At 46.4% G+C, this 21,169-nt stretch carries 15 protein-coding genes; 7 read left to right on the top strand and 8 right to left on the bottom strand.

Annotated elements, in window-relative coordinates; translation table 11 throughout:
* Positions 1–72 precede the first annotated feature (72 nt).
* From thiO to RIG66_RS07265, 4 genes are all read right to left on the bottom strand, one after another.
* Positions 73–2,016, bottom strand: a complete 1,944-nt coding sequence (thiO, locus tag RIG66_RS07280; protein ID WP_446376606.1) for a glycine oxidase ThiO — start codon at positions 2,014–2,016, stop codon at positions 73–75.
* Between the two features lie 54 nt (positions 2,017–2,070).
* Positions 2,071–2,424 carry a hypothetical protein gene (locus tag RIG66_RS07275; protein ID WP_446376604.1) on the bottom strand — a complete coding sequence of 118 codons (354 nt, stop codon included), beginning with the start codon at positions 2,422–2,424 and terminating at the stop codon, positions 2,071–2,073.
* Between the two features lie 432 nt (positions 2,425–2,856).
* Positions 2,857–3,291, bottom strand: coding sequence for a DUF4079 domain-containing protein (locus RIG66_RS07270; RefSeq protein WP_446376602.1), 435 nt, complete (start codon positions 3,289–3,291; stop codon positions 2,857–2,859).
* A gap of 105 nt (positions 3,292–3,396) precedes the next feature.
* Positions 3,397–3,798 carry a DUF1830 domain-containing protein gene (locus RIG66_RS07265; protein ID WP_446376600.1) on the bottom strand — a complete coding sequence of 134 codons (402 nt, stop codon included), beginning with the start codon at positions 3,796–3,798 and terminating at the stop codon, positions 3,397–3,399.
* A gap of 502 nt (positions 3,799–4,300) precedes the next feature.
* Between RIG66_RS07265 and RIG66_RS07260 the strand changes: the two genes are divergently transcribed.
* From RIG66_RS07260 to RIG66_RS07240, 5 genes are all read left to right on the top strand, one after another.
* A complete protein-coding gene (locus RIG66_RS07260; protein ID WP_446376598.1) occupies positions 4,301–5,884 on the top strand; it encodes a photosystem II high light acclimation radical SAM protein in 1,584 nt (527 codons plus the stop codon).
* Positions 5,885–6,053: 169 nt separating this feature from the next.
* Positions 6,054–7,439: a DICT sensory domain-containing protein gene (locus RIG66_RS07255; protein WP_446376596.1), complete on the top strand. Its 1,386-nt coding sequence runs from the start codon at positions 6,054–6,056 to the stop codon at positions 7,437–7,439.
* 24 nt (positions 7,440–7,463) lie between these two features.
* Positions 7,464–8,102, top strand: coding sequence for a pentapeptide repeat-containing protein (locus tag RIG66_RS07250; protein ID WP_446376594.1), 639 nt, complete (start codon positions 7,464–7,466; stop codon positions 8,100–8,102).
* A gap of 1,088 nt (positions 8,103–9,190) precedes the next feature.
* The gene (locus RIG66_RS07245; RefSeq protein ID WP_044210092.1) at positions 9,191–10,174 is read left to right on the top strand and encodes an RNA polymerase sigma factor, RpoD/SigA family; all 984 of its coding nucleotides are present in this window, start codon (positions 9,191–9,193) and stop codon (positions 10,172–10,174) included.
* Between the two features lie 583 nt (positions 10,175–10,757).
* Positions 10,758–11,348, top strand: coding sequence for a hypothetical protein (locus tag RIG66_RS07240; protein ID WP_446376592.1), 591 nt, complete (start codon positions 10,758–10,760; stop codon positions 11,346–11,348).
* A gap of 29 nt (positions 11,349–11,377) precedes the next feature.
* Here RIG66_RS07240 and RIG66_RS07235 read toward each other — a convergent pair whose 3' ends face one another.
* The 3 genes from RIG66_RS07235 to RIG66_RS07225 form a co-directional block, all read right to left on the bottom strand.
* Positions 11,378–11,560, bottom strand: a complete 183-nt coding sequence (locus RIG66_RS07235; protein WP_446373289.1) for a hypothetical protein — start codon at positions 11,558–11,560, stop codon at positions 11,378–11,380.
* A gap of 739 nt (positions 11,561–12,299) precedes the next feature.
* On the bottom strand, positions 12,300–14,570 hold the full coding sequence (locus tag RIG66_RS07230; protein WP_446376589.1) for an MASE1 domain-containing protein: 2,271 nt from the start codon (positions 14,568–14,570) through the stop codon (positions 12,300–12,302).
* 265 nt (positions 14,571–14,835) lie between these two features.
* Positions 14,836–15,447 (bottom strand): DUF3318 domain-containing protein, encoded by a 612-nt coding sequence (locus tag RIG66_RS07225; RefSeq protein WP_446376587.1) that lies wholly within the window; start codon positions 15,445–15,447, stop codon positions 14,836–14,838.
* A 176-nt stretch (positions 15,448–15,623) separates the two neighbouring features.
* On the opposite strand from RIG66_RS07225, the gene RIG66_RS07220 reads away from it, so the two are divergent.
* Both RIG66_RS07220 and RIG66_RS07215 read left to right on the top strand, forming a co-directional pair.
* Entirely contained in the window at positions 15,624–15,884 is a 261-nt protein-coding gene (locus RIG66_RS07220; protein WP_446376585.1) for a hypothetical protein, read from the top strand.
* A 57-nt stretch (positions 15,885–15,941) separates the two neighbouring features.
* On the top strand, positions 15,942–16,508 hold the full coding sequence (locus RIG66_RS07215; RefSeq protein WP_446376583.1) for a DUF2808 domain-containing protein: 567 nt from the start codon (positions 15,942–15,944) through the stop codon (positions 16,506–16,508).
* A gap of 194 nt (positions 16,509–16,702) precedes the next feature.
* On the opposite strand, the gene RIG66_RS07210 is transcribed toward RIG66_RS07215, so the two are convergent.
* The gene (locus tag RIG66_RS07210; protein ID WP_446376581.1) at positions 16,703–20,587 is read right to left on the bottom strand and encodes a CHAT domain-containing protein; all 3,885 of its coding nucleotides are present in this window, start codon (positions 20,585–20,587) and stop codon (positions 16,703–16,705) included.
* Positions 20,588–21,169 lie beyond the last annotated feature (582 nt).

The raw sequence follows: 21,169 nt of genomic DNA, 5'->3' as shown, positions 1-21,169 counted from the left end.
AGCATGTTCGGGACCTCAAACTTCCCAAGGACGAATGACGAATGACGAATGACAAAGGACAAATGACAAAACTTAACTAATCGTCCCCGTCAACGGTGAACTCGCACTGGCATAACTTTTAATTGGAATTCGCCCCGCCAGAAATGCCAAACGCCCCGCTTCAGTCGCCATACCCATCGCTTTCCCCATCGCCACCGGATTTTTGGCTAGCGCGATCGCACTATTCACAAGTAAAGCATCTGCCCCCATCTCCATGGCTTGCGCCGCTTCACTGGGCGACCCAATTCCCGCATCTACAACCACAGGAATTCCCGCTTCTTCGATAATAATTTGAATATTTGCCGCCGTTTTAATCCCCTGTCCTGAACCAATCGGAGAACCCAAGGGCATTACGGTGACACACCCCACCTCTTCCAATCGTTTAGCTAACATGGGGTCAGCATTAATATACGGCAGTACCGCAAACCCCTCTTTCACCAGTTTCTCAGCGGCTTCCAAAGTGCCAATCGGGTCAGGTAATAAATATTTCGCGTCGGGAATCACTTCTAACTTGACAAAATTATTATCCTCTTGTCCTAATAACTTTGCCATTTCCCGTCCTAACCGCGCCACCCGCACGGCTTCCTCTGCGGTTTTACAGCCAGCGGTATTGGGTAACATCCAGATTTTTGTCCAATCCAGCGCCTCTGCCAATCCTTCATGACCCGGGGCTTTGGTTTGCACCCGCCGCACGGCTACGGTAACAATCTGACTCCCACTCGCCGCAATACCCTGTTGCATTTGTTCAATGGTGCTGTATTTCCCTGTACCTGTCATGAGGCGGGAGTGAAATGTTCGACCTGCAATGATTAACGAGTCAGATGTCGCTGGTTCTGTAACCGAGGTGGTTTGGAGAGATACGGGCGTAATCGGAGAACTGATCATTAAATTTGAGGAGGATTGATGATAAAAGCGATCGTATCGAAAATGGTCTAATAACGGATCAGCGGTTTGCGTTTCCATCCAGTCTGCCAATAGCTGGGCGGTTATCGGGGCGAGGAGAATGCCATTACGATAATGTCCTGTCGCTAGAGTTAGATTTTCACAAGGACTAACGCCGAGGATCGGACATTCATCTGGGGTAGCGGGTCGAAATCCCCACCAGCATTCCCGAATAGACCAATCCTGTAGGGATGGATATAACCGTATTGCCCGTGATAGTAAGGTGTGAATTCCTGCTGGCGTATTATCCGATTGCCATCCCACATCCTCACTGGTGGCACCAATCAGTAATCGCCCATCTCGACGTGGAACTAAGTAGGTATCGGGTCCATACAACACCCGTTGCAGGGGTAAGGGCTGATGGGGATTGGCTGGTATTTGTACCGACAGCATCTGACCCTTTTTCGGATAAACGGGTACAGGTAACAGTTGGTTAGACCAAGCCCCTGTTGCTAAGACATACTGATCAGCCTGAAATTCACCAATCGAGGTTCTGACGCTACAAACGCGACGATTTTGCTGCTCAATTGCCTCAACGGTTACGCCTTCACGCAGGTCAATCCCTATTTCTTGAGCCGCTAATCGCAGGGCTTGCGCCAAGGCGCGGTTATCGACTTGCCCATCTTCGGGATACCACCAACCGCCAATCACATCTGCCCCTAAACCCGGTTGATATAGATGAATTGCCTGTTTATCTAACCAATTGCCAGCCTCAGGATGAGACGCTGAAACCTCTTCATAAACTGGGGCGAGAATGCCACAGGGCAAATATCCTGTCGCCACACCCGTAAGCTGTTCCAGTTTGGTACACCATTGGGAATAGAGCGATCGCGATCGCCCACATAATTCCCGCATCGGACTTTCGGGAATGGCTTCTGCATGAGGGGCTAACATCCCAGCGGCAGCTAGAGTCGCTGCTTGTTTAAAGTCGCGAGTTAATACCGTGACTGTTGCCCCCCGCCACTTCAACTCTAGGGCGAGTGCTAAACCAATCACGCCACCGCCCACAATTAAAATATCACTGGAAAAGTTCATTAGATAAAACGTTAGACGCGCCCTAGCCAGTCCGTACAGATTTAGTCAATCACGTTACCAGAGAGCCGTAATCGGTTCGGACTCCTCAGTCGCTTCACCCGCGCCTGTATCCGCTTGACCCACTGTGGTTTGAGGGGCTTGAGCTGTACCCTGATTATTTTGGGCTTGATCGACGGTTCCAATCGCCGCCGGAGCCTGAGCCGTTGGCTGAGTTCCTGTTGCTGCTTGAGGTTGTTGTGTTGCCCCTTGGTCGGTTGCCGTGTCTGGAACTGACTCAATGATTTGGTTCGCTGTGCGGTTTTCACCCCCAAAGAGTCCTCCCAAAAACGGAAGGGATACTCCTTGCCAACCTAAAGCTGCTCCGACTAGAACGGCAGCAATGATCACTAATCCAATTAATTTGTTCATAGTTTGTTTCCCTGTAAACTCTACAGGACTTATGTCCCACCTATCATATTAGTTAGATAGTTTTTGTACTGGCTTTTTTACTCGACTGACACCCTCTCCAGCTAAACGTTGTCTACTGTGGCAACCTTCTCAGGGGATTATATAGCGCTACGCGCTGGGCAATAGGCAATGGGCAATAGGCAATAGTGAAGAAAAACGCTTACCTTACAAGGGATTGAGCGATTTGATGTTTTCTTCATTTGTCCTAACGAGAGTGCGTAGTGCTATATCTAGCCAAGTGAGCGACCTACATCACATCAGAGATCCTAATGTAGGGCTTCTTGCCGGATAAGCTAACGCTTTCCCAATTAATTATATCGCTCCCTCTGCTCCCTCTGCTCCCCCTGCTCCCTCTGCTCCCCCTGCTCCCCCTGCTCCCTCTGCTCCCCCTGCTCACAAATATTTCTGCACCACCTGCCATCCGGAATAGGACACCCAGGCAAATCCGACAAATAAAGCAATATTGGTTCCCAGATGAACTGCCCGCGCCCAAGGGTGTTGGGGGCTAATCTGGGTGGAACTTGCGGCGGACACCGCAACCAAAGCTACAACAGCTAATCCGGCAATCAAGTGTCCCGAATGTCCGAGATTGCCATAATGACCGATAGTACCCACTACACCAATTCCCAGGAGCAGCAAAACCAAACTGACCATTACCCATCCGATGATGTAGTGTAAAGGTCGCAACCATTTGGGTTTGGGGTGTTGAGAGCGCCGTTTCGTGAACAGAACACTGCCCGTCACCGCCAACAGACTATAAGCCGCGAGGGACAAACCCATTGACCAAGCGGCTATTTTCCACAACCAGATAAAGTCGGGCAGATTCACAACTTGATGCCTCAAATTTAGTCTGTTTACTGCCCCAATCGTAACGTAAGAGGTTGCTCAGTTGAACAACCCCCTTAATCTTTATTTTTTAATGGCTTTTGTTATTTAGTGAGCTGTTGCCACAGCTAAACGAACTTGGCTGGCTGGGCTATGACTAATTGTTTTTTCACTGGGCTTATTTTCACTGGGCTTATTATCATCAGTCGGTGGTACAACGGCTTTAGCGTCAGAAGACGGCGCCGGATTACCGTCTTGAGCGATAAGCAAGCGAGTACAGGGTATGGTATCCGAGAGAATCGCACTTGCCATCATCCCGGTGTGAATCTCTAATAGCGCCTGGGGTAGGGCTTCAAAGACTAAGCGCTGTCCTGGAAAAACCACGCGCTCAAAATACCAATTGGGAATATTTGTAATCCGAGCAATTTGAATCTGGCTCGTGGCGTTTACATAGCAACAGACAATGTGAGTTTGATTATCAGAGGGTAGGGGATCAAGTATCTGAGTCATAACTGCTGAGTGAGGTACTAAATGAATTCTGTTTGTTATTACTTCACCTAACTTAGCACTTGTGATCCCTTCCCTGTTGTAAACCCGACTACCAATTGTGCGGCTTTTTCGCCAATCTCGTCCCAGCGATCGCCGCTAAATGGCTAATTTTTCCCATCCCTGAGGATGAGAACTTCTACATAAAGTTAAGACCCTCAATTTGAACGCCTTAGGTAATATGGCTTAGATTACCTCGCTCAGACTCTCAACGATGAACCCCACGAAAAAAATAGCATACGCTTGAGGTCAGAACCCAATCTTGTTAAAGTAAAGTTAAGTTATGTGAAAAAGAAATCCAATATTCTGAGAAAGCTGGGCTGGGGCTGTGTTCTTCTCTCCCGGTCGGTGGGGACTTAAACGTCTGCGTACACCGGGTTTTCATCCAAGTTGGGTTGGAGATTTGCCCAGTTCAACCGAGCCAACCCTGTTCATAAAAGCCGATTTATCCCAGATAAAACTTATAATGTCACCAAAAATTCTTTATGTGCGCCTCCCCTGCAACCCGATTTTCCCGATTGGTGTTGTCTATCTAGCCGATCACGTTCACAAACTTTTCCCAGAGGTAGAACAGCGCATCTTTGACTTAGGTACTGTACCTCCCCTGGATTTTTCGCGATCGCTCGACGCCTGTATTGACGAATTCCAACCGACGCTGTTGGTATTCTCCTGGCGCGATATTCAAATCTATGCGCCAGTTGGCGGTAGAGGGGGGAACCCCTTGCAAAATGCCTTCGAGTTCTACTACGCCAGTAACCCCTTTGTCAAGTTAAGCGGGGCGATCGGGGGATTACGCCTAGCCGCCGCGTATTATACTGAACTGTGGCGTAATTTAGGATTGATTCGTCGGGGACTTAAACGCGCCCGTACTTACAACCCAGAGGCACGGGTGATGGTTGGCGGCGGTGCAGTTAGCGTATTTTATGAACAACTGAAGACGAAATTACCCAACGGGACAATTGTCTCCGTTGGTGAAGGTGAAACCCTACTGGAGAAACTTCTGCGGGGTGAATCCTTTGCCGATGAGCGCTGTTATGTCGTGGGTGAAACGCAGCCGCGCGATCGCATGATTCATGAACGCCCAACTCCCCTAGAAAAAACTGCCTGTAATTACGACTATATCCAAAGCATCTGGTCGGCGTTTGATTACTATTTTCAAGAGAGCGACTTTTATATTGGGGTGCAAACTAAACGGGGTTGTCCCCACAACTGCTGCTACTGTATCTACACCGTCGTCGAAGGTAAACAAGTACGGATCAATCCCGCTGATGAAGTGGTTGCCGAAATGCGCCAGCTTTATGACCGAGGTATCCGCAACTTCTGGTTTACCGATGCTCAGTTTATCCCCGCCCGGAAGTTTATCGACGATGCGGTGGAACTGTTGCAGAAAATTCTTGATTCTGGGATGACAGACATTCACTGGGCGGCATACATTCGGGCAGATAATCTCACACCCCAATTATGCGACTTGATGGTGAAAACCGGGATGAACTACTTTGAAATCGGCATTACCAGTGGTTCCCAGGAATTAGTTCGCAAGATGCGAATGGGGTACAACCTTCGCACCGTGCTGCAAAATTGTCGGGATTTGAAAGCAGCGGGATTTAATGACTTGGTTTCGGTCAACTATTCCTTTAATGTAATAGATGAGCGACCAGACACCATTCGCCAAACCATTGCCTATCACCGGGAGTTAGAGCGAATCTTTGGTGCTGACAAGGTGGAACCCGCGATCTTTTTTATCGGATTACAACCCCATACTCATTTGGAAGCCTACGCTTTTGAGAACAATATTCTCGAAAAAGACTATGATCCAATGAGTTTAATGCCTTGGACAGCGAAAAAGCTACTCTGGAATCCCGAACCCCTAGGCTCTTTCTTTGGCGAGGTTTGTCTGCAAGCGTGGCGGCAAAATCCCGATGATTTTGGTCGCGAAGTGATGAAAATTTTAGAGGAACGTTTGGGCTGTGCGGATTTAGAGGAGGCATTAGCGGCTCCGATTGAAGTTTCAGCTAAGACGCCGCCTAAACAACTGGTTACAGCGGGGTAGTTGATTCTATCCGTTTATCGCCAACTCGAACAGCTTGGAGAAATTCAACCCTAAAATGTATCATAATTAACATAAAATAATCGGTTAAAATTCTCCCCTGCTCCCAGACGCGCCATGGCACGTCTCTACACACCCACTTTCCCCTGAACCCCTCAGACAAGGTTTGATCATGCTGCAAGGTTCGATATTACAAAAGTTAGACACAGCTCATCGCGGCGGTAAGCGACCGCTGAATTTTGGTGTTTATCACAAAAACACCCTGATTGCCCTGTGTCATGCCTTGGAAGACTTCATCTTAGAGTCAGAAGGAAAACCTCTGCTAATTGCAGCATTTCAGCAGGGGAAATGGTATATGCAAGAGGCAGAACGCTATGGCGATTTAGCCCAACAGTCGTCTGAAGTGGTAATTCTGGCGACAGCGGAGACTGGTTTTGGGGAACATCCCACCAGCCAGCGTTCTAATGTGAGACTATTGGATTTAGATGCTTCTGATCCAGTGGCTCAAGAATGGCATTTGATTATTATGTCAGAGACATACACAGCAATGGTCTTATGTCAAGAGTTATCTGCCGAGGATTACGGCAGCAAAGGACAACCGACAGATGATCGGGAGCGCAAGTTTTATGGGTTCTGGACATTTGAGCCGGAATTGGTTCGGGAAACAGTCGATTTAGCGATCGCCCACATTGGCGGTTACGATCAACAGTTACAACAGCGCCTCACCGACCAAGCCCAAAAAATTACGGCTGCCTTCGGTAGCAAAAAACGCGATGATATTGGGCAGGTTGTGTCTCGCGTCGTCGATTATCTGGAAAGCTTTGAACAAGAATTACATCAAACTGAGGATGAGCCACTTCAGAACTTGCCCCGTTCCGAGCAAGACTTAGATAATAATCTAGTGTCTAATAAGGTGCAGGCATTTTTGCGGATGGCACAGCTCATCGATCAAGCTGATGTAACCAATCCCATGGCAGCGGCGGAAGTGGCAACCCTGTGTGAAGCTATGGGTCAATTGCTCGATTTACCTGCATGGCAAATCAAACGGCTGCGATTAGCGGGATTGCTGCATCGTCTGGCGCCGTTACAAGCCGTAGATGATGACCTAGAACCAGCAAAATCCACAGTGCAGCAACAGGCGGTTTCTCAACAAGAGACGATGCCCAAATCCTCGGTTTTGCGTGTCATGCCCCAATTACAGGCAATTGCTCACATTATCACCCACCAAAGCGAACATTGGGATGGCTCCGGACAACCGGATGGTTTGGCGTATGATGCGATTCCCTTGGAATCGAGAATTTTAGCACTGATTACCACATTTCAACAGCGGGTGAAGGTTTATCAATCCCAAGAGGCTCCTTTGGCACAAGCAATTAACGACTGTAAGGAGTCAGCGGGTACAGTATTTGACCCTAAACTTCTTGACGCTCTAGAACTACTGGTGATGGGAATGCAACAGGGTATGAGTTTACAGGCAAATCAACCTAAAATAGCCGCAGGGATGTGGTTGCTTGATTCCCATTCCCCTCAGGAAGCCCAATCAAATGTTTCGTCTTAAGGTTTAAGTCACGCAGGAAAATTGATGGAAATCGAAGCAATTCGCGCAGGAAAAATCAAGCAGCTCTCAGGTGCTAATCTAGACGACGAAGATTTGTCGGGGAGCCAACTGGAACAGATTAATTTGGCAGGCGCTAGTCTGGTGGGTACGAATTTGTCGAGAGCGAATCTCAACGGTGCTCGTCTTGATGGCGCTAAACTGCTGTGCGCTCAATTGGTGTCGGCTGATGTGCGGGCAAATTGTTTGGGCGCTAATCTGATGCAAGCCAACTTAACTGGGGCGGATTTGCGCGGGAGCAATCTCCGAGGCGCAAATTTAATGGGCGCGAATTTGACACAGGTATCCTTTGCTGGAGCCTTTTTGAGTGGCGCGAATCTTATGGGAGTCAACCTCCAGGGCGTCGATTTTCGAGGCGCTGATCTGCGGGGGGCGAATCTCAACAGTGCTAATCTGAAGGGGGCGGATTTATCGCAAGCGGATTTACAAGGTGCTAGCTTGTGTGACGCCAATTTTGAGGAAGCGGATTTGCGCGGGGCGAATCTGGGAGGGGCAAATTTAACGGGAGCGAATTTGCTTTGTGCTGAACTCGATGATGTCAATGTAAATGGTGCGACGTTAGAGCGGGCTTGTGTGGTGGGAACGTCTCTGGAACGTAGTTCCTAGAGTGTTGCCTGAGAGTTGTGAGTTTTTGTTCTTAGAACAAAAGTAATACAAAGGACAAAGAAGCAGCAAATGATAATATTCTGACATAGAGGCTTGGATTTAGGCTTCACTCCTGCTATGATTCATGATTATCGAGTTGCGCCCAAAAAACTCTTCCATCTCGACAGGGTGGAGGAATATTTGGTATTGGATGGATGGGGAGAATAGGGAAAAAGGATTAATGAACCTGATATAGCGCTACGCGCTAGGCTTTCTTGCAATAGGCAACACCTCGGACTTCGGCGTGAGCGCTCAGTCGAACGCTTACCTCGGCTTACTTCGGCTTCGCTCAGTAACACGCTCGGTAACACGCTCGGTGTGTCTTATGGAATAGTGAAGAAAAACACTGACTCATCAAGGGATTGAGGGATTTAAATTTTTCTTCTTTTCTCCTAACCTTAGAGCCTAGTGCTATAAAATTAGGGGCGTTTCATCTCCTGGGACTCTGTCCTGGCTCACCTCCTCACCTCGTCAACCGTCCTCGTTAACGAAAAAGGCATCGTGCCAGACTAGGGGGTTGGGAGGATATCTATCCCCAAATCAGTTCGGTTATTTCCCCGATTAAACTCTATCCGTTTCTCGGTGTTTTAGGCGATGATAGTAACTAGGAGAGAATGCCAACCTGTTGAACCCTGTCGGTGTCAGGAGGAAAAGTAGCAGATGCCACAGCCGGATGATTTTTCCGAAATGTTGAACCTTTACCTCTTTACCGTCGTCTAAAGGTGTAATACTATAGAGTTAAGGCAAACTCATAATGACTTCGCATTCGCCTTGTTCCTAGCCCAGAGTTAGTAAGCCCAGAGTTAGTAAGCTAGGAAACGCCGCAGAATCAACGAAGAGACAATTAACTGAGTCAATCGCTTTAACTCCTGATCTACGGTTCGATCTCCTGCCCAACTCAATACAGGTAGGAGTCTATACATCTTTTAGTAGATGTAAACAACCGCTTCGCGCACGTATCCTCAAGGTGAGAGATGGCTATAGCTTTTGCTTTTGAGGTCAAAATCCGCGACAGATTTATTGCTCGTTTACGGAGTCACTACTCACAGATGCCCACTGTTAACACCAAACCCAAAACGACCAAGCCCACATTTTCGGCAGATATGGTTCGCACCTATCTGCATGAAATCGGTCGCGTGCCACTACTGACCCATGAGCAAGAAATTGTCTATGGTAAGCAAGTGCAGCAGATGATGCCGCTCTTGGAGGCAAAAGATGCCTTAGCGGAAACCTTAGAGCGCGAACCGACGATGCAGGAGTGGGCAGATCACGTTGATTTAGAGGAATCAGCCCTTAAGAAAATTATAAACCAGGGAACGCGAGCTAAGCGTAAAATGATCGAAGCGAATCTGCGCCTAGTGGTAGCGATCGCGAAAAAGTATCAGAAGCGTAACATGGAATTCCTGGATTTGATTCAGGAAGGCACCCTGGGATTAGAGCGAGGCGTGGAGAAATTTGATCCCACGCGAGGGTATAAGTTCTCTACTTATGCGTACTGGTGGATTCGTCAAGCCATTACTCGCGCCATTGCCCAACAAGCCCGTGCGATTCGGTTACCGATTCACATTACCGAAAAGCTGAATAAGATCAAAAAGGTTCAACGGGAACTGTCTCAGAGATTGGGGCGTAACGCCACACCAACTGAGATTGGTCAAGAGTTGGAGTTAGAACCTGCCCAAATTCGCGAATATTTGAGCATCGCTCGTCAACCCGTATCCTTAGATGTGCGAGTGGGGGATAACCAAGATACAGAATTATCTGATCTGTTGGAAGATAGTGGACCAACTCCGGTTCATTACACCACCCAGGAATCCCTGCGTCAAGATTTAGATAATCTCCTGGCAGAATTAACCCCCCAACAACGGGAAGTCTTAGCACTGCGCTTTGGCTTAGAAGATGGGAATGAACTATCTCTGGCAAAAGTTGGACAGAGACTCAATCTCAGTCGCGAGCGGGTACGCCAGTTAGAGCATCAAGCTTTAGCCCAACTCAGACGACGCCATGCCACAGTGCGGGAATACATCGCCAGTTAGTTGGTTTGTAGTTGCGCTTTAGCGCCCTAAACGTTGGCATCCCCTACGACAAGTTTAGCCAAGAACTAAAGTTCTGGCTCAAAGCTTAAACCCGTTAAAACGGGTTCAGAGGCTGTTTGTGAACGTCCAAGTTTGCGACATTCCATCGAAGTGGTAGCACAATTCGCTACCACTTTTTTTGTAAAAAAATATTAAGTTTTTAGGCAATCCCCAGACTAGCGATTGAAGATCCTGAAAATACTGCGTCCGTAGAAAAACATTCTGCTGGGTGAGTTAACTTTCATTCCTTCGAGGGAATCGCCACTTAAGCATCATCCATTATTGTTTAACTAGAGAGAGGTGAATACTTCAATCCAATTACAAACCCACGTAATTTTGCCCGTGCGAACTGTGACGGTTGAGAAACCGGATAAAGGCAGCGCAAACCAGAAACAGGTTCACGGTTAGATAGAAAGTAAGGATGCCTGCTAACGTCTACTTTAGCTTAAATCTACTTTAACAAATTAGGGCGGCTACCAACTGTGTACTAAAATTCCAGATTTTTTAAGGGTGTTTCGATATTATTTTAAAGGAGGTAACCACGGTGATTAGCCGAGTCATTGAGTTTTTTCAGTCCCAACGTCAACCGTCTTTTTCTTGGCGTTTACCCCTAACCGGGTTACTGCTCACAGTAGGACTAACAATGAATGTCTCTAGTAGACCCATCGCCGTCGCTCAACAACTCAAGCAAGCCGTGGACTCTACAGGGGAAACGAATCCATCTACTGTATCCGCTTCAGTCACTTCAATCCCAGATGGCACATACCTTTACGGTCAATCGTCTCAACCGAATCAGATTGGTCAAGAGTATATTGTATTTCAAGCCAATGAAGGACAGCTAGTTGGGGCACTTTACTTACCTCACTCTGAATTTAGCTGTTTTCATGGCACTCTAGAATCTAAACAGATGAATCTCCGAGTTGTCAACCCCTACGATCAAACAGCTTTAGCTCATACTATTGAGAATCAGCAACAAACCTCGGTAGCGGCGGCGGGGAGCCAGCTTAATCTCGATCGCACTTACGAATCCTTAACCTATCCCTACACCGTTAAGCTTGATCAGTATCAACCTGTGGGTCAACTGAGTGAGAATGATCAGCGGATGCTGAATATCTGTCGGGAAAACTGGCTCTAACAAAGGACAAATGACAAATGACGGCATTATTAACATCCTACCTCTAATCCCTCTGGCGGTTGGGAATAGAAGGCTTGTTCCTCTGCGGCTGTGGGTGAGTTCGTAAATTGTTCGATTTGAGTCAATAAGGTTTTCGCTTCTAGATCACCATTGTCGGTTCGGTGTTTGAGGTAGAGCTTGAGTTCATTGACTAGGGCAGTGGGGATGTTCATCAGAAAATCGGGTTGGGAAGGGGGCGGATGGAAACCCCTGTCATTTATGTATGTATGGGGAGGAAGGAACCCCCTTGCACGGAACACAGCCCGACAGGGCTTCAACTGAAGCAATATTGGTAACCATCTTTCCCGTGTACACGGCTGCAATTTAAACCCCACCGCCTTGGACTTACTAACGACATTCGACGTATTGCATTCACCTTTCGTCTGGGCAATTACAGACTCGTGCTTTTAGTCTGTACGCATGGGGCTGTTTTGGTTGGGCTTGCGCCCCTCCCGGAAACGGGGTAACGTTTGCCTCGCCAATGTTGCGCCTCGGTACTTTCCAGAAAGCACTGCTTTAACCCCTTAAAGTTGTTTAACTTTCCGGTTCTAGAGCTTGGAGCTGGCACGCACCCCAAGGTAGGACTTGAACACTTAGGCGTAACGTAGACCGCGCAGGTCTTAGGCTGGTCAGGTTTGGGCTAAATTCCTTCCAAGCCCCCGGCTTATAGCCGTGGGGTTCCTGACGATGGCGCAGAAAGCTCCAAGGGGGGTTGGGGAATAGGTTTTTTCGACTTTGCCAACAGGAGCATTTAGGCGATTGCTCTCCAAATCTTACACTACATCCCAATCATTCTGTCAAAAAAAGATTTCATTTTTTACAAAAATATATGCATCCAGCCTTTAAGCTGTTTTGCGGCTTAACGTGATGATGTGACTCAGTATTAACGCTAAATCAAGCCGTTGAGCCACCTTACGCAATACCCACGTTACCCCTATAGAAAGGAAGTGAAAAGTTAAAGGTTGATCCTTCTGTTGGCACACTGGTAACACGAATTTGTCCCCCGTGAGCATTAATAATTTGCCGACATAAATATAAGCCTAAACCAATTCCGGTTAAGTGTTGAGAGTGCAATCCCCGAACATAAAGCTTAAAAAGCCGATCGCACTGCTGTTTGCTCATCCCTACCCCATTATCCGCGATCGCACAATGAAGCATATCCCTCTCAACCCTTACTGTCAGCGTAATCTTAACCCCCGGTAGATTGTGTTTAAGGGCATTCGTCAATAGATGCTGGAAAACACACCGCAGTTGAGTCGGATCAGCTTTAACCGGGGGTAAGGTTTGGGGAATAACCGTCGTTAATTGAGCGTGGTTACTGCTGAATAACGGCTGTAAATCAGCCAGAATTTGGCTGAGGAGTTCATTTAAGCATAAAGGTTGACAGTGGAGTTCTATTTTCCGCCCTTGGTTAAAATGGTCTTCAGATAAGGCATTGATCAACGTCAATTGGCGATCGCTATTTTCAATCAGCCGATCCAGAATTCGGCGTGGCAGGGCAACGGTTTCACCAGAACAGTTTTGGGTTCCCTTCAACATCAGAATTAAGCCCATCATTGATGTTCGTAGATCATGAGATACCGCTTGTAAAAACACATCTTTGAGTTCGTAAAGCCGTTGCAATTCCTGCATTTTTTCCTCAAGTTGCAGGGTACGTTCCGCCACTTGACTTTCCAGGTTACTATTAAGCCCTTGGACTTGTTGGTACAGTTGAGCTTGTTGAATGGCAATAGTGACTTGAACCGCTAATCGTCTTAACCAATCCACCTCAAAGGATTGCCAATGACGGGAACGGTGGCATTGATGAACTGCCAAGAGTCCAAATAGTTGATCATCGAGAATTAATGGAATTGCCAGGGTAGCTTTAATCTGGTAGTGCCGATAAAAGTCTTTGAGATAGGGCGTTACATTAACCCGTTCCGTATTATCCCGGATTAAAATTTGACGCTGGGCAAATAATTCTTGGGTTTCCTGTAACAGTTTCTCTGAGGCTTTCCATCCCAACAGAGATTTATAAGCACAGGCAACAGATTCGGCAGCAATTTTACTGTGGTTATTTTCATCTAGATAACTGATATAGACACGATCTGCCTGTAATAATTGCCGCACTTCCACAACAGTGGTTTGCAAAATCTGGTCTAAATCCAAGGATTGACGAATCCGCAGGGCAATCTCGGCTAACAAGCGATCGCGTTCTAAGGTAGCCCGGAGTTGATGTTCTGCCTGTTGACGCTCTGACATGGCGGCGGCTAAAACTAAAGCGGTTATTGTTACCACTGCCATAAACGTTTGTAGCAGTAGAATTGCCCCTAGGGTACTTCCCGTTTTCACCACAAAGGGTCCGATCCCCTGGAGGACACCGCCAATTGCCATTCCCGAAACGATTAAACTGGCAAGAACCGCACCCCACACCCGAAATCGCAGCGCCGCCCAAACGACAAAGGGAAAGGGTAAATATTCCAGGGGATAGTCGGAGAGAGCAAAGGTAGTTCGAGACTGGAAAACTAGCCAACTCAATACCCCCAGTAAACTCCAGCACAGGACGGCTTCTAAAATCTGTTGAGGTAGATAATTTGGCGGAAAAATTCGCTGAGGAGAGTCCTGAACCATTAATAGCAGTAAGGGGGTAAACACTAAGATTCCCATACTGTCTCCTAACCAAAGCGTTCCCCAATTCAGTCCAAATTGATGCCATGGCATGAAACCCACCCAGCAATTCACAACTGTACTAATGGTGGCATTAATTGAGGGGGCAATGATCGCGCCGAAGATAATTAGAACATAAGCATCCTTGAGGCGTTCTAACGTCGGGTTAAAATTTAGGCAACGTAATCCCATCGCACCGACAACAGCTTGTAACGTGCAGCCGATTACCGAACCCAGAGACACCAAAAATGAGGCTCCCAGAGACAGATTGAGCCAAAATGCACCAATCGCCACACCAACCCACAGCCGTTTTCCCTGCAAAAAAAGGACAGCCAGAGCAATCCCCGCACTGGGCCACACGGGAGACGCCTCAGCGCCCAATCCCAGCCAAGACAAGGTAAACTGAGCGCTACCCATATAAGCGATCGCGACTAGAGCAACTGTGATCAGATATCGCCAGAAACGCTGCGGATTCCCAGGAAATATGGACAAAATTAAATCTTCACCGTAACTAATATTCAAGATTTCATGACTCAAAACAATCAGCTTCCATCAACAGGATGCCCAAGGTTATCAAAACTTAACATCCCCTAGGTGGGTGAGTGTTGAGTTGTAGGGGTGGGTTTAGGGCTAATATTGATTGTTATCCCTAGCTTGGCTGCAAAACCCGCCCCGACCATAAGACGAATAACGAATGACATAGCTTGCTTCTCGCTTGCGCGAGTACAACGTAAGCTGTTTTCTTCCCCAGCTTCCCCAGCTTCCCCAGCTTTCCCTCACCACAACACTTATTCAGCAACGCCTAACTATTCTGTCTCACACTCTCCGGAACCCCCACAGGAGAAATACCCGCGATCGCCCGCAAGTTTTGAGAGCGAATTAATTCGGTAAAGTTTAAACTCAGTCGCCCTTCCATCTCAGCCACGGATTCAATCGCTGCTAATAGATGCTGCGCCGCTTCTGTTTCGGTATAGCCACGCCGCAAAGCAACGTTGAGCGCATCGGTATCCGCATCTAAGTGAGTTTGACAACTGCGAGTGCTGCGCCAAATTTGACTCCCCGCGATCGCACTCAATCCCGTCGCCACGACAACACCCACCGCATCGCCTTGCACAAATTCCACCATTCCCCCTAACAATCCGGCAATGACAACGCCTTGATATAAATCGGGCTTAAACCACCTGATATTCAGCAACCAACTCACGGTACTCAGGAGCAGCATATCCCGTTGCGCTCTAGGTAAGCGACGCCACAGATCAAAGTTAATGTAGATTGGACGATCTCTCAACCAAGGCATCGGGAAAGGAGTTTCAATCACCGCCGTCTGTTGCGGTTTACTGATAATTTTGGTCAGCATTCGCCCAGAGGCGGGCATTAGATCACGCAAGCGGCGAATTTCTGGCTCTGGATTCATCAGCCGAGGGACTCAAAACTTAGAGGATTTATAGGATAAAGTTAAAACATGTATTGTCCCAACTATCTCATGCCTGCCTTAAAATGCAAAACGCCTGGGCAGGGAAACCCCTAAAATAGGCACAGGAGATTGTCCAGCCCAGACTCTCCCCTCAAGCTAAAACCTAGCGATAGACTATGGACGCTTTTACCCCATTTCCACCGCAATGGACAAAATCAGCCACTCATGCCTTAGAGTTCTGCTGTCCCACCTGTCATGCTTCTTCGATGGAAGCCCAACGGGTTTGGATTAATCGACAATCGCCAGTCCTGACTGAAGATTATCGTAAAAAGTGGCAAGAGTTCTATCAATGCCAGTGTGGTAAAGTGTGGTGGGCTTGGAGTAGCGATCGCCCTCCCTCGGAATTGACGAACCGCGATCAACCCCCAGATTTGTAATGTCGAATACCATAAACAGTAAGTAGCCCATGGCAGTAGTTGGGCAAACATGGAGTTATGCGTGTTTCCACTGTATTAGCCCTAACCCTGAGTACAGCGAGTCTCTGGGGAATGCCAATTGCCCCGATTCATGCTGTACAGCAAGCCGATGGTACCGTTTCCTTTGAAAAATCACCGCGCTTGATTAATGCGTTCACCACATTTGACCATGTGAGAGTATGGGGGGCTAAATATTATTTCACCCTAGAACTTCCAGAGAATGCGGGTGAACCCTTACAGAAGGTGACGATTAGTCAACGGGAAGGAAGCGAAACTATCGGTTTTCGACTTGATGATACTTTAGCCTTTACCGGAACCGCTCGAAATAAAGGCGAACAATTGCCGTTACAATCGGTGACCAGAGATGATGAAACCAAAACGGTTTCTGTTAGTTTTGCCGAACCGATTGCTCCAGGAAACACATTTACTATTGGTCTTCAGCCACAGCATAATCCCTATTGGGGCGGGGTTTATTTATTTGGTGTCACCGCTTTTCCGGCAGGAGAAAAACCCTATGGATTATATCTGGGTGTGGGACGGTTGCACTTCTATCGACGAACCTCTTGTCGATGGGGATTCTGCTAGATAGGAGGTGCTGGGGAAGCTGGAGAAGCTGGGGGAGTCATGTTCCAAACGTGATGACACAAGCATCTGTCTGTAGGGGCGGGTTTAGGGACTAATATTAATTGTTATCCCTAGCTTGGCTGCAAAACCCGCCCCGACCAAATGACGAATGACAAATGACGAATAACGAATGACAAATGACAAATGGCAACAAATTACCAAGGACTACCAACCATAGTGAACGCACTCCAGTAATAAGGATGTTCAAAGTTACCATCTCCTAATCTGGCTAATTCAGGAGGTAACGGAACTGACTTATCACCTGCAATCAGTTGTCCCCCTTTGACATAGACTTGTCCCTCTAACATTGCCAGTTGAGTTTGTCGCAGTGCTTCTGCTTTAATCGGAGCTTGTTTGAGGGTTTGATAGAGTTGGGTCATTAATCCTAACGTTCCCTCATCACTGACATACCATAAACTGCCTACGGCTGATTTTGCGCCCGCTTGAACCGCTAATCCAGCAAACCCTAATTCGGCTTCCTCATTCCCCAACGCCGTGCGACAAGCACTGAGAACTAAGAGTTCAACGGGAGGATTATTCCAGTCTAATTGAGGTAATTGATTGAGTCGCAGCTTCCTGTCCCAAAGTTGGATATACGAGTTATTCGGTTCTCCCGATTGGAAATTAGCATGAGTGGCTAAGTGGATAATACCAAAAGGTTGCTGCTGACGTTGCGCTTTGAGATTTTCTAGAGTAAACGTCTCGTTAAGAAAAGATTTCCCTTGCCACAGCGATTGGGTAATAGCTGATAATTCTAACGGAACAGCAGGTAAAGGTTTTTGATCCGTAAATTGTGCGGCTCCCATTGCTAAAACATCTAGGTTTTCAATGGGGGCGTAGTTCGGATTAACTAGGCTTAAACTCGGCATTAAACCAACACTGTATTTCTCAATCAAAAACTGTTGACCATCGTAAAGAGCCGCTATAGGAATAGATCGTAAGCCGTAGTCTACTAGGAAGGTGACGTTTTCGATACCGAGGGCTTGCAGTTCATCGCCCATGGGAGCCACTAGCCAATCATAAAGTTGTTTCCCCGGAGCAATGTAGCCTTTACGACTGCGAATATTGGTGACTTCTAAGCGAAACTGATCCGCAACGTTGAGAACTTGTTGGCGAGTAATTTCAGGGATTCGTTTGCGAATGGGTAATCCATTAGCTGTAACCAGGAGTAATTCTAATTGGTCTTCAGGATTACGGGTTTTGGTAGGAGAAGTTTGGCTTGACGATGATGGGTTTTCGGTTTGATTAGAACTATCCGGCGGGACAAAACTGATATAAAGCAGTGAAGATTTAACTCCTGTCGTCTTCTCAATATTGCTAAGAATATTCCGGCTTTGGGCGAGAGTAACTAAGGGGATATCAGTGGGTAAGCCTAAATAGTCTACAAATTGTCGAGTAAAGTTTTCCTCTGAAGCGTCAACGGATTGGAGAGACGAGTCATCAGAAGAAGCGGGTGATGAGGCTTCGCTGGATGAGTTATTAGTGGGTGTGGATGAATTGCTATTCGTTTCATTGGAGGGGGTTTCAGTGGAGACGGATGGATTTCTATTGGTTTCGCTAGGACTAGGATTGCTGGGATTATTCAGTTGATTTGTCGGTTCAGAGAGACTTGTATCGCTGGAATTATTCCGATTATCTTCCGGGCTTAGGGAAGGAGGGTTTTCGGGATTCTCTAAATTATCTTCTGGGTTCAGAGAAGGAGTTCTTTCGTAAGTGAGAATTGGAGACTCTTCCTCACCACCAGAAATAAGTTCCTCAGGAGCAATCTGCAAATCAGTGTCATTATCAAGATCGGGAGATATTATAGCAACTGGATTAATCAGAGGATTGGTTTCCGGATTCGTAATTGGAGGAGTTTCTAGATCAGTTCCCGGATTCGTAATTGGAGGAGTTTCTGGATCAGTTCCCGGATCAGGAATAACTGCATTTTCGGTTCTCGTAAACAGACCTTGATTTCTCAGTTCCTGCTCTCCGGGAATGATATTGTTATATCGAATGCTACCCTCAGCGCTCAAGTTTATACTACCTAACTCACCCTCTCCCCTTTGAGAAACATCTATAGTACCGTTGATATTAATATCGCCCGAAGCGGATAATTCTACAGAACCGCTATTCCCAGAATCATCTTCACTTGTGGATATATTCCCAGGTCTATTTACAGATATATTGCCGATAATGATATTACCTGAATCAGCCTTCAACAGTATCGAACCAGCATTCCCAGAACCATTGTCATTTGTATTTATACCATTATTGATAGTAATGTTCCGAGAACTCAATAAGGTTACCGAACCTGCATTGCCATCATTCTGGTCGTTAGTAACTATGTTGTTTACCAAAATGTTGCCAGCGGCAGATAAATCTACATTACCCGCATTGCCTAAACTTTGATCACTTGTATTAATAGTGCCATCGATAGTAATATCACCAGTAGCATTTAATATTACAGAACCAGCATTAGTTGTCGGTACAGAATTAGACGTCGTGATATTCTTAACGGTAATATTTCCGGGTGACGATGGACTTCCTGTAGAGGCAAAACTTGTGTTTCCAGCGTTTTGGGGAACATTGGGGGAATTCTTTAAATCTGCTGGGTTTAAACCTGCCCGCAAAATTACGGAGGGAGAGCTAGCCAAGAGTCGAATATCTCGATCAGGATCAGAAACTGAAAAATTAGTATCGGGTCCAGTAATTGTGATATTCCCGCCGATAATACTGCCTGTCGCTTCTATCTTCAGTGCTACACCATTATAATCACCAAACGTAACATCTCCATCAACGCTAATAATCGGATCAAAATAACTAACAAAATTCCCAGGATTACCAGCTAAATTGAGAATCGAGAAATGTCCCCCACTGGCAAAATGAGCATCGCCTGAAATATCTCCATCACTGACTAAACTGAGATCGCCACCACTTTGAAAAGGTGTTTGGGGATGATTTAATGCCAATATATCAATGGTATGATTTCCTTGAATATAAAGATTGCCTCCAGCTTGAGCAAGGAAAAAATTGGTTACGCTATCGCGAACCCGCACCGTATCTTGTGCCAATAAATTCAAGTTACCTGTGGTTTGCAACTGACTCTCAACTAAAGTTAGGTTATGCTGTGCAGTTAAGGTAGCTGTCTCAGCAATAACGTTTTTGGCAACAATATCTCCAGATTCAATCGGAATCCTAGACGCTGAAATTTCTGCTGTTCCACTGCTATTGACTCCAACGTCTGGAACATCAACCGAACCTGTCAGCAATTCCGGTAAAGATAGGGGAGTAATCGATGTTTCTGTTGCCGGAACTTCTAAACTCAGCAAATGTCCAGGTTGACTGAGGCGGACTGTACTCTCACCGGGAACTGTGGTAATAGTAATCTGTCCGTTAGCGGCTTCCAAGTTACCTGTACTTACTACTGTACCGCCAACTAAGCTTAAATCTTTGCCAACCTCAAGATTACCCCCATTGATAATCGCCCCAGGGTGGGATGTGTTGAACCTGAAAGCATCTGGTTGACCCACAAGAGAGGTATAATTATTGGATGCGATCGCACTAAACCAATTCTCCCCAAACCCAATCCCCGTCGCTGTTGTCGCCGTAAAGGATGCAGGTACATCTAACCGGGCATTTTGACCAAACACAATCCCAGCCGGATTCATCAAAAATAGATGGGAATTACCTCCCGTTACCTGAATTAATCCATTAATTAACGAAGCATTTCCCCCAGTTACACGGGATAAAATAGTCTGTATGTCAGGATTCGTTATAAAATTAGCTGTCTGGTTTGCGTCTAAACCAAACTCACTAAAACTGTGGAAAAGATTAGCACCATCTCCAGAGGTTTGACCACCAGTAATCGTGAATTTATTTCCACTGGCGTCTACTTGAGTATTTGTTCCATCATTCGCTGGCACAACGGGTTGAGCCTCAACGCCAGTGGAAAAGAATCCTAAAACTAACGTCCATAGTAAAAGGCTATTGATTTTACTATTTTCGGTTAGCCAAGTTAATAACTTGGTCAGGTGGCATCTGTGCTTAGTTAACCCCACAGCTATTTTCCTCTGATTCATGGGTTGCCGCTTGATCAATCAAGCTCAATTGAGTTGGTTAAATTATGATTTATATTGAAATATAAATCGAGTCAAAACATACGTCTTATTCAAGAGCTTAAAAACTGTTTAGGAGATTAATGCAGTACGATTTTATTTTGTTCAATTACTTAGTCTAAATTAGAGATTATGAATAACAAGCAATAACTTGTCTCACTTCTTATCTATTTATTCAATATCTGCAACCCCGGTGCTGATCAATGTAATTCACCATTCAATCCTTACGATTGATTTCCGGATAATTCTTCAGCAGCATCAATAATTTAATCTATGCCTTATTTTTAGGATAGCATCGTATATTGTATAGTTGCTAAACTTCATTAAAACTTCATTGACAGATTGTCCAAAGTGTAGATTGTATAAATCAACAGAACTATGTTAAGTTCTGTGAATATGCCTCAAATCCTTATATAAACGTAGCTTGCTTCTCGCTTCGCGAGAATAGCATTTTTATTTGAGATGTGGAAATCACGATGGTAGACAAAGGCAACAGGCAAAACCTCGACCCTTTGACAAGCTCAG

This window comes from Coleofasciculus sp. E2-BRE-01 (assembly GCF_040221695.1).
Classification (GTDB): Bacteria; Cyanobacteriota; Cyanobacteriia; order Cyanobacteriales; family Coleofasciculaceae; genus Coleofasciculus.
This window is presented reverse-complemented; position numbering and strand designations above follow the sequence as displayed.

Bases quoted from the DNA above. Each gene is read 5' to 3' on its own strand.
- thiO (WP_446376606.1), bottom strand. From the start codon at position 2,016: ATGAACTTTTCCAGTGATATTTTAATTGTGGGCGGTGGCGTGATTGGT.
- RIG66_RS07275 (WP_446376604.1), bottom strand. From the start codon at position 2,424: ATGAACAAATTAATTGGATTAGTGATCATTGCTGCCGTTCTAGTCGGA.
- RIG66_RS07265 (WP_446376600.1), bottom strand. From the start codon at position 3,798: ATGACTCAGATACTTGATCCCCTACCCTCTGATAATCAAACTCACATT.
- RIG66_RS07260 (WP_446376598.1), top strand. From the start codon at position 4,301: ATGTCACCAAAAATTCTTTATGTGCGCCTCCCCTGCAACCCGATTTTC.
- RIG66_RS07255 (WP_446376596.1), top strand. From the start codon at position 6,054: ATGCTGCAAGGTTCGATATTACAAAAGTTAGACACAGCTCATCGCGGC.
- RIG66_RS07250 (WP_446376594.1), top strand. From the start codon at position 7,464: ATGGAAATCGAAGCAATTCGCGCAGGAAAAATCAAGCAGCTCTCAGGT.
- RIG66_RS07245 (WP_044210092.1), top strand. From the start codon at position 9,191: ATGCCCACTGTTAACACCAAACCCAAAACGACCAAGCCCACATTTTCG.
- RIG66_RS07235 (WP_446373289.1), bottom strand. From the start codon at position 11,560: ATGAACATCCCCACTGCCCTAGTCAATGAACTCAAGCTCTACCTCAAA.
- RIG66_RS07225 (WP_446376587.1), bottom strand. From the start codon at position 15,447: ATGAATCCAGAGCCAGAAATTCGCCGCTTGCGTGATCTAATGCCCGCC.
- RIG66_RS07220 (WP_446376585.1), top strand. From the start codon at position 15,624: ATGGACGCTTTTACCCCATTTCCACCGCAATGGACAAAATCAGCCACT.
- RIG66_RS07215 (WP_446376583.1), top strand. From the start codon at position 15,942: ATGCGTGTTTCCACTGTATTAGCCCTAACCCTGAGTACAGCGAGTCTC.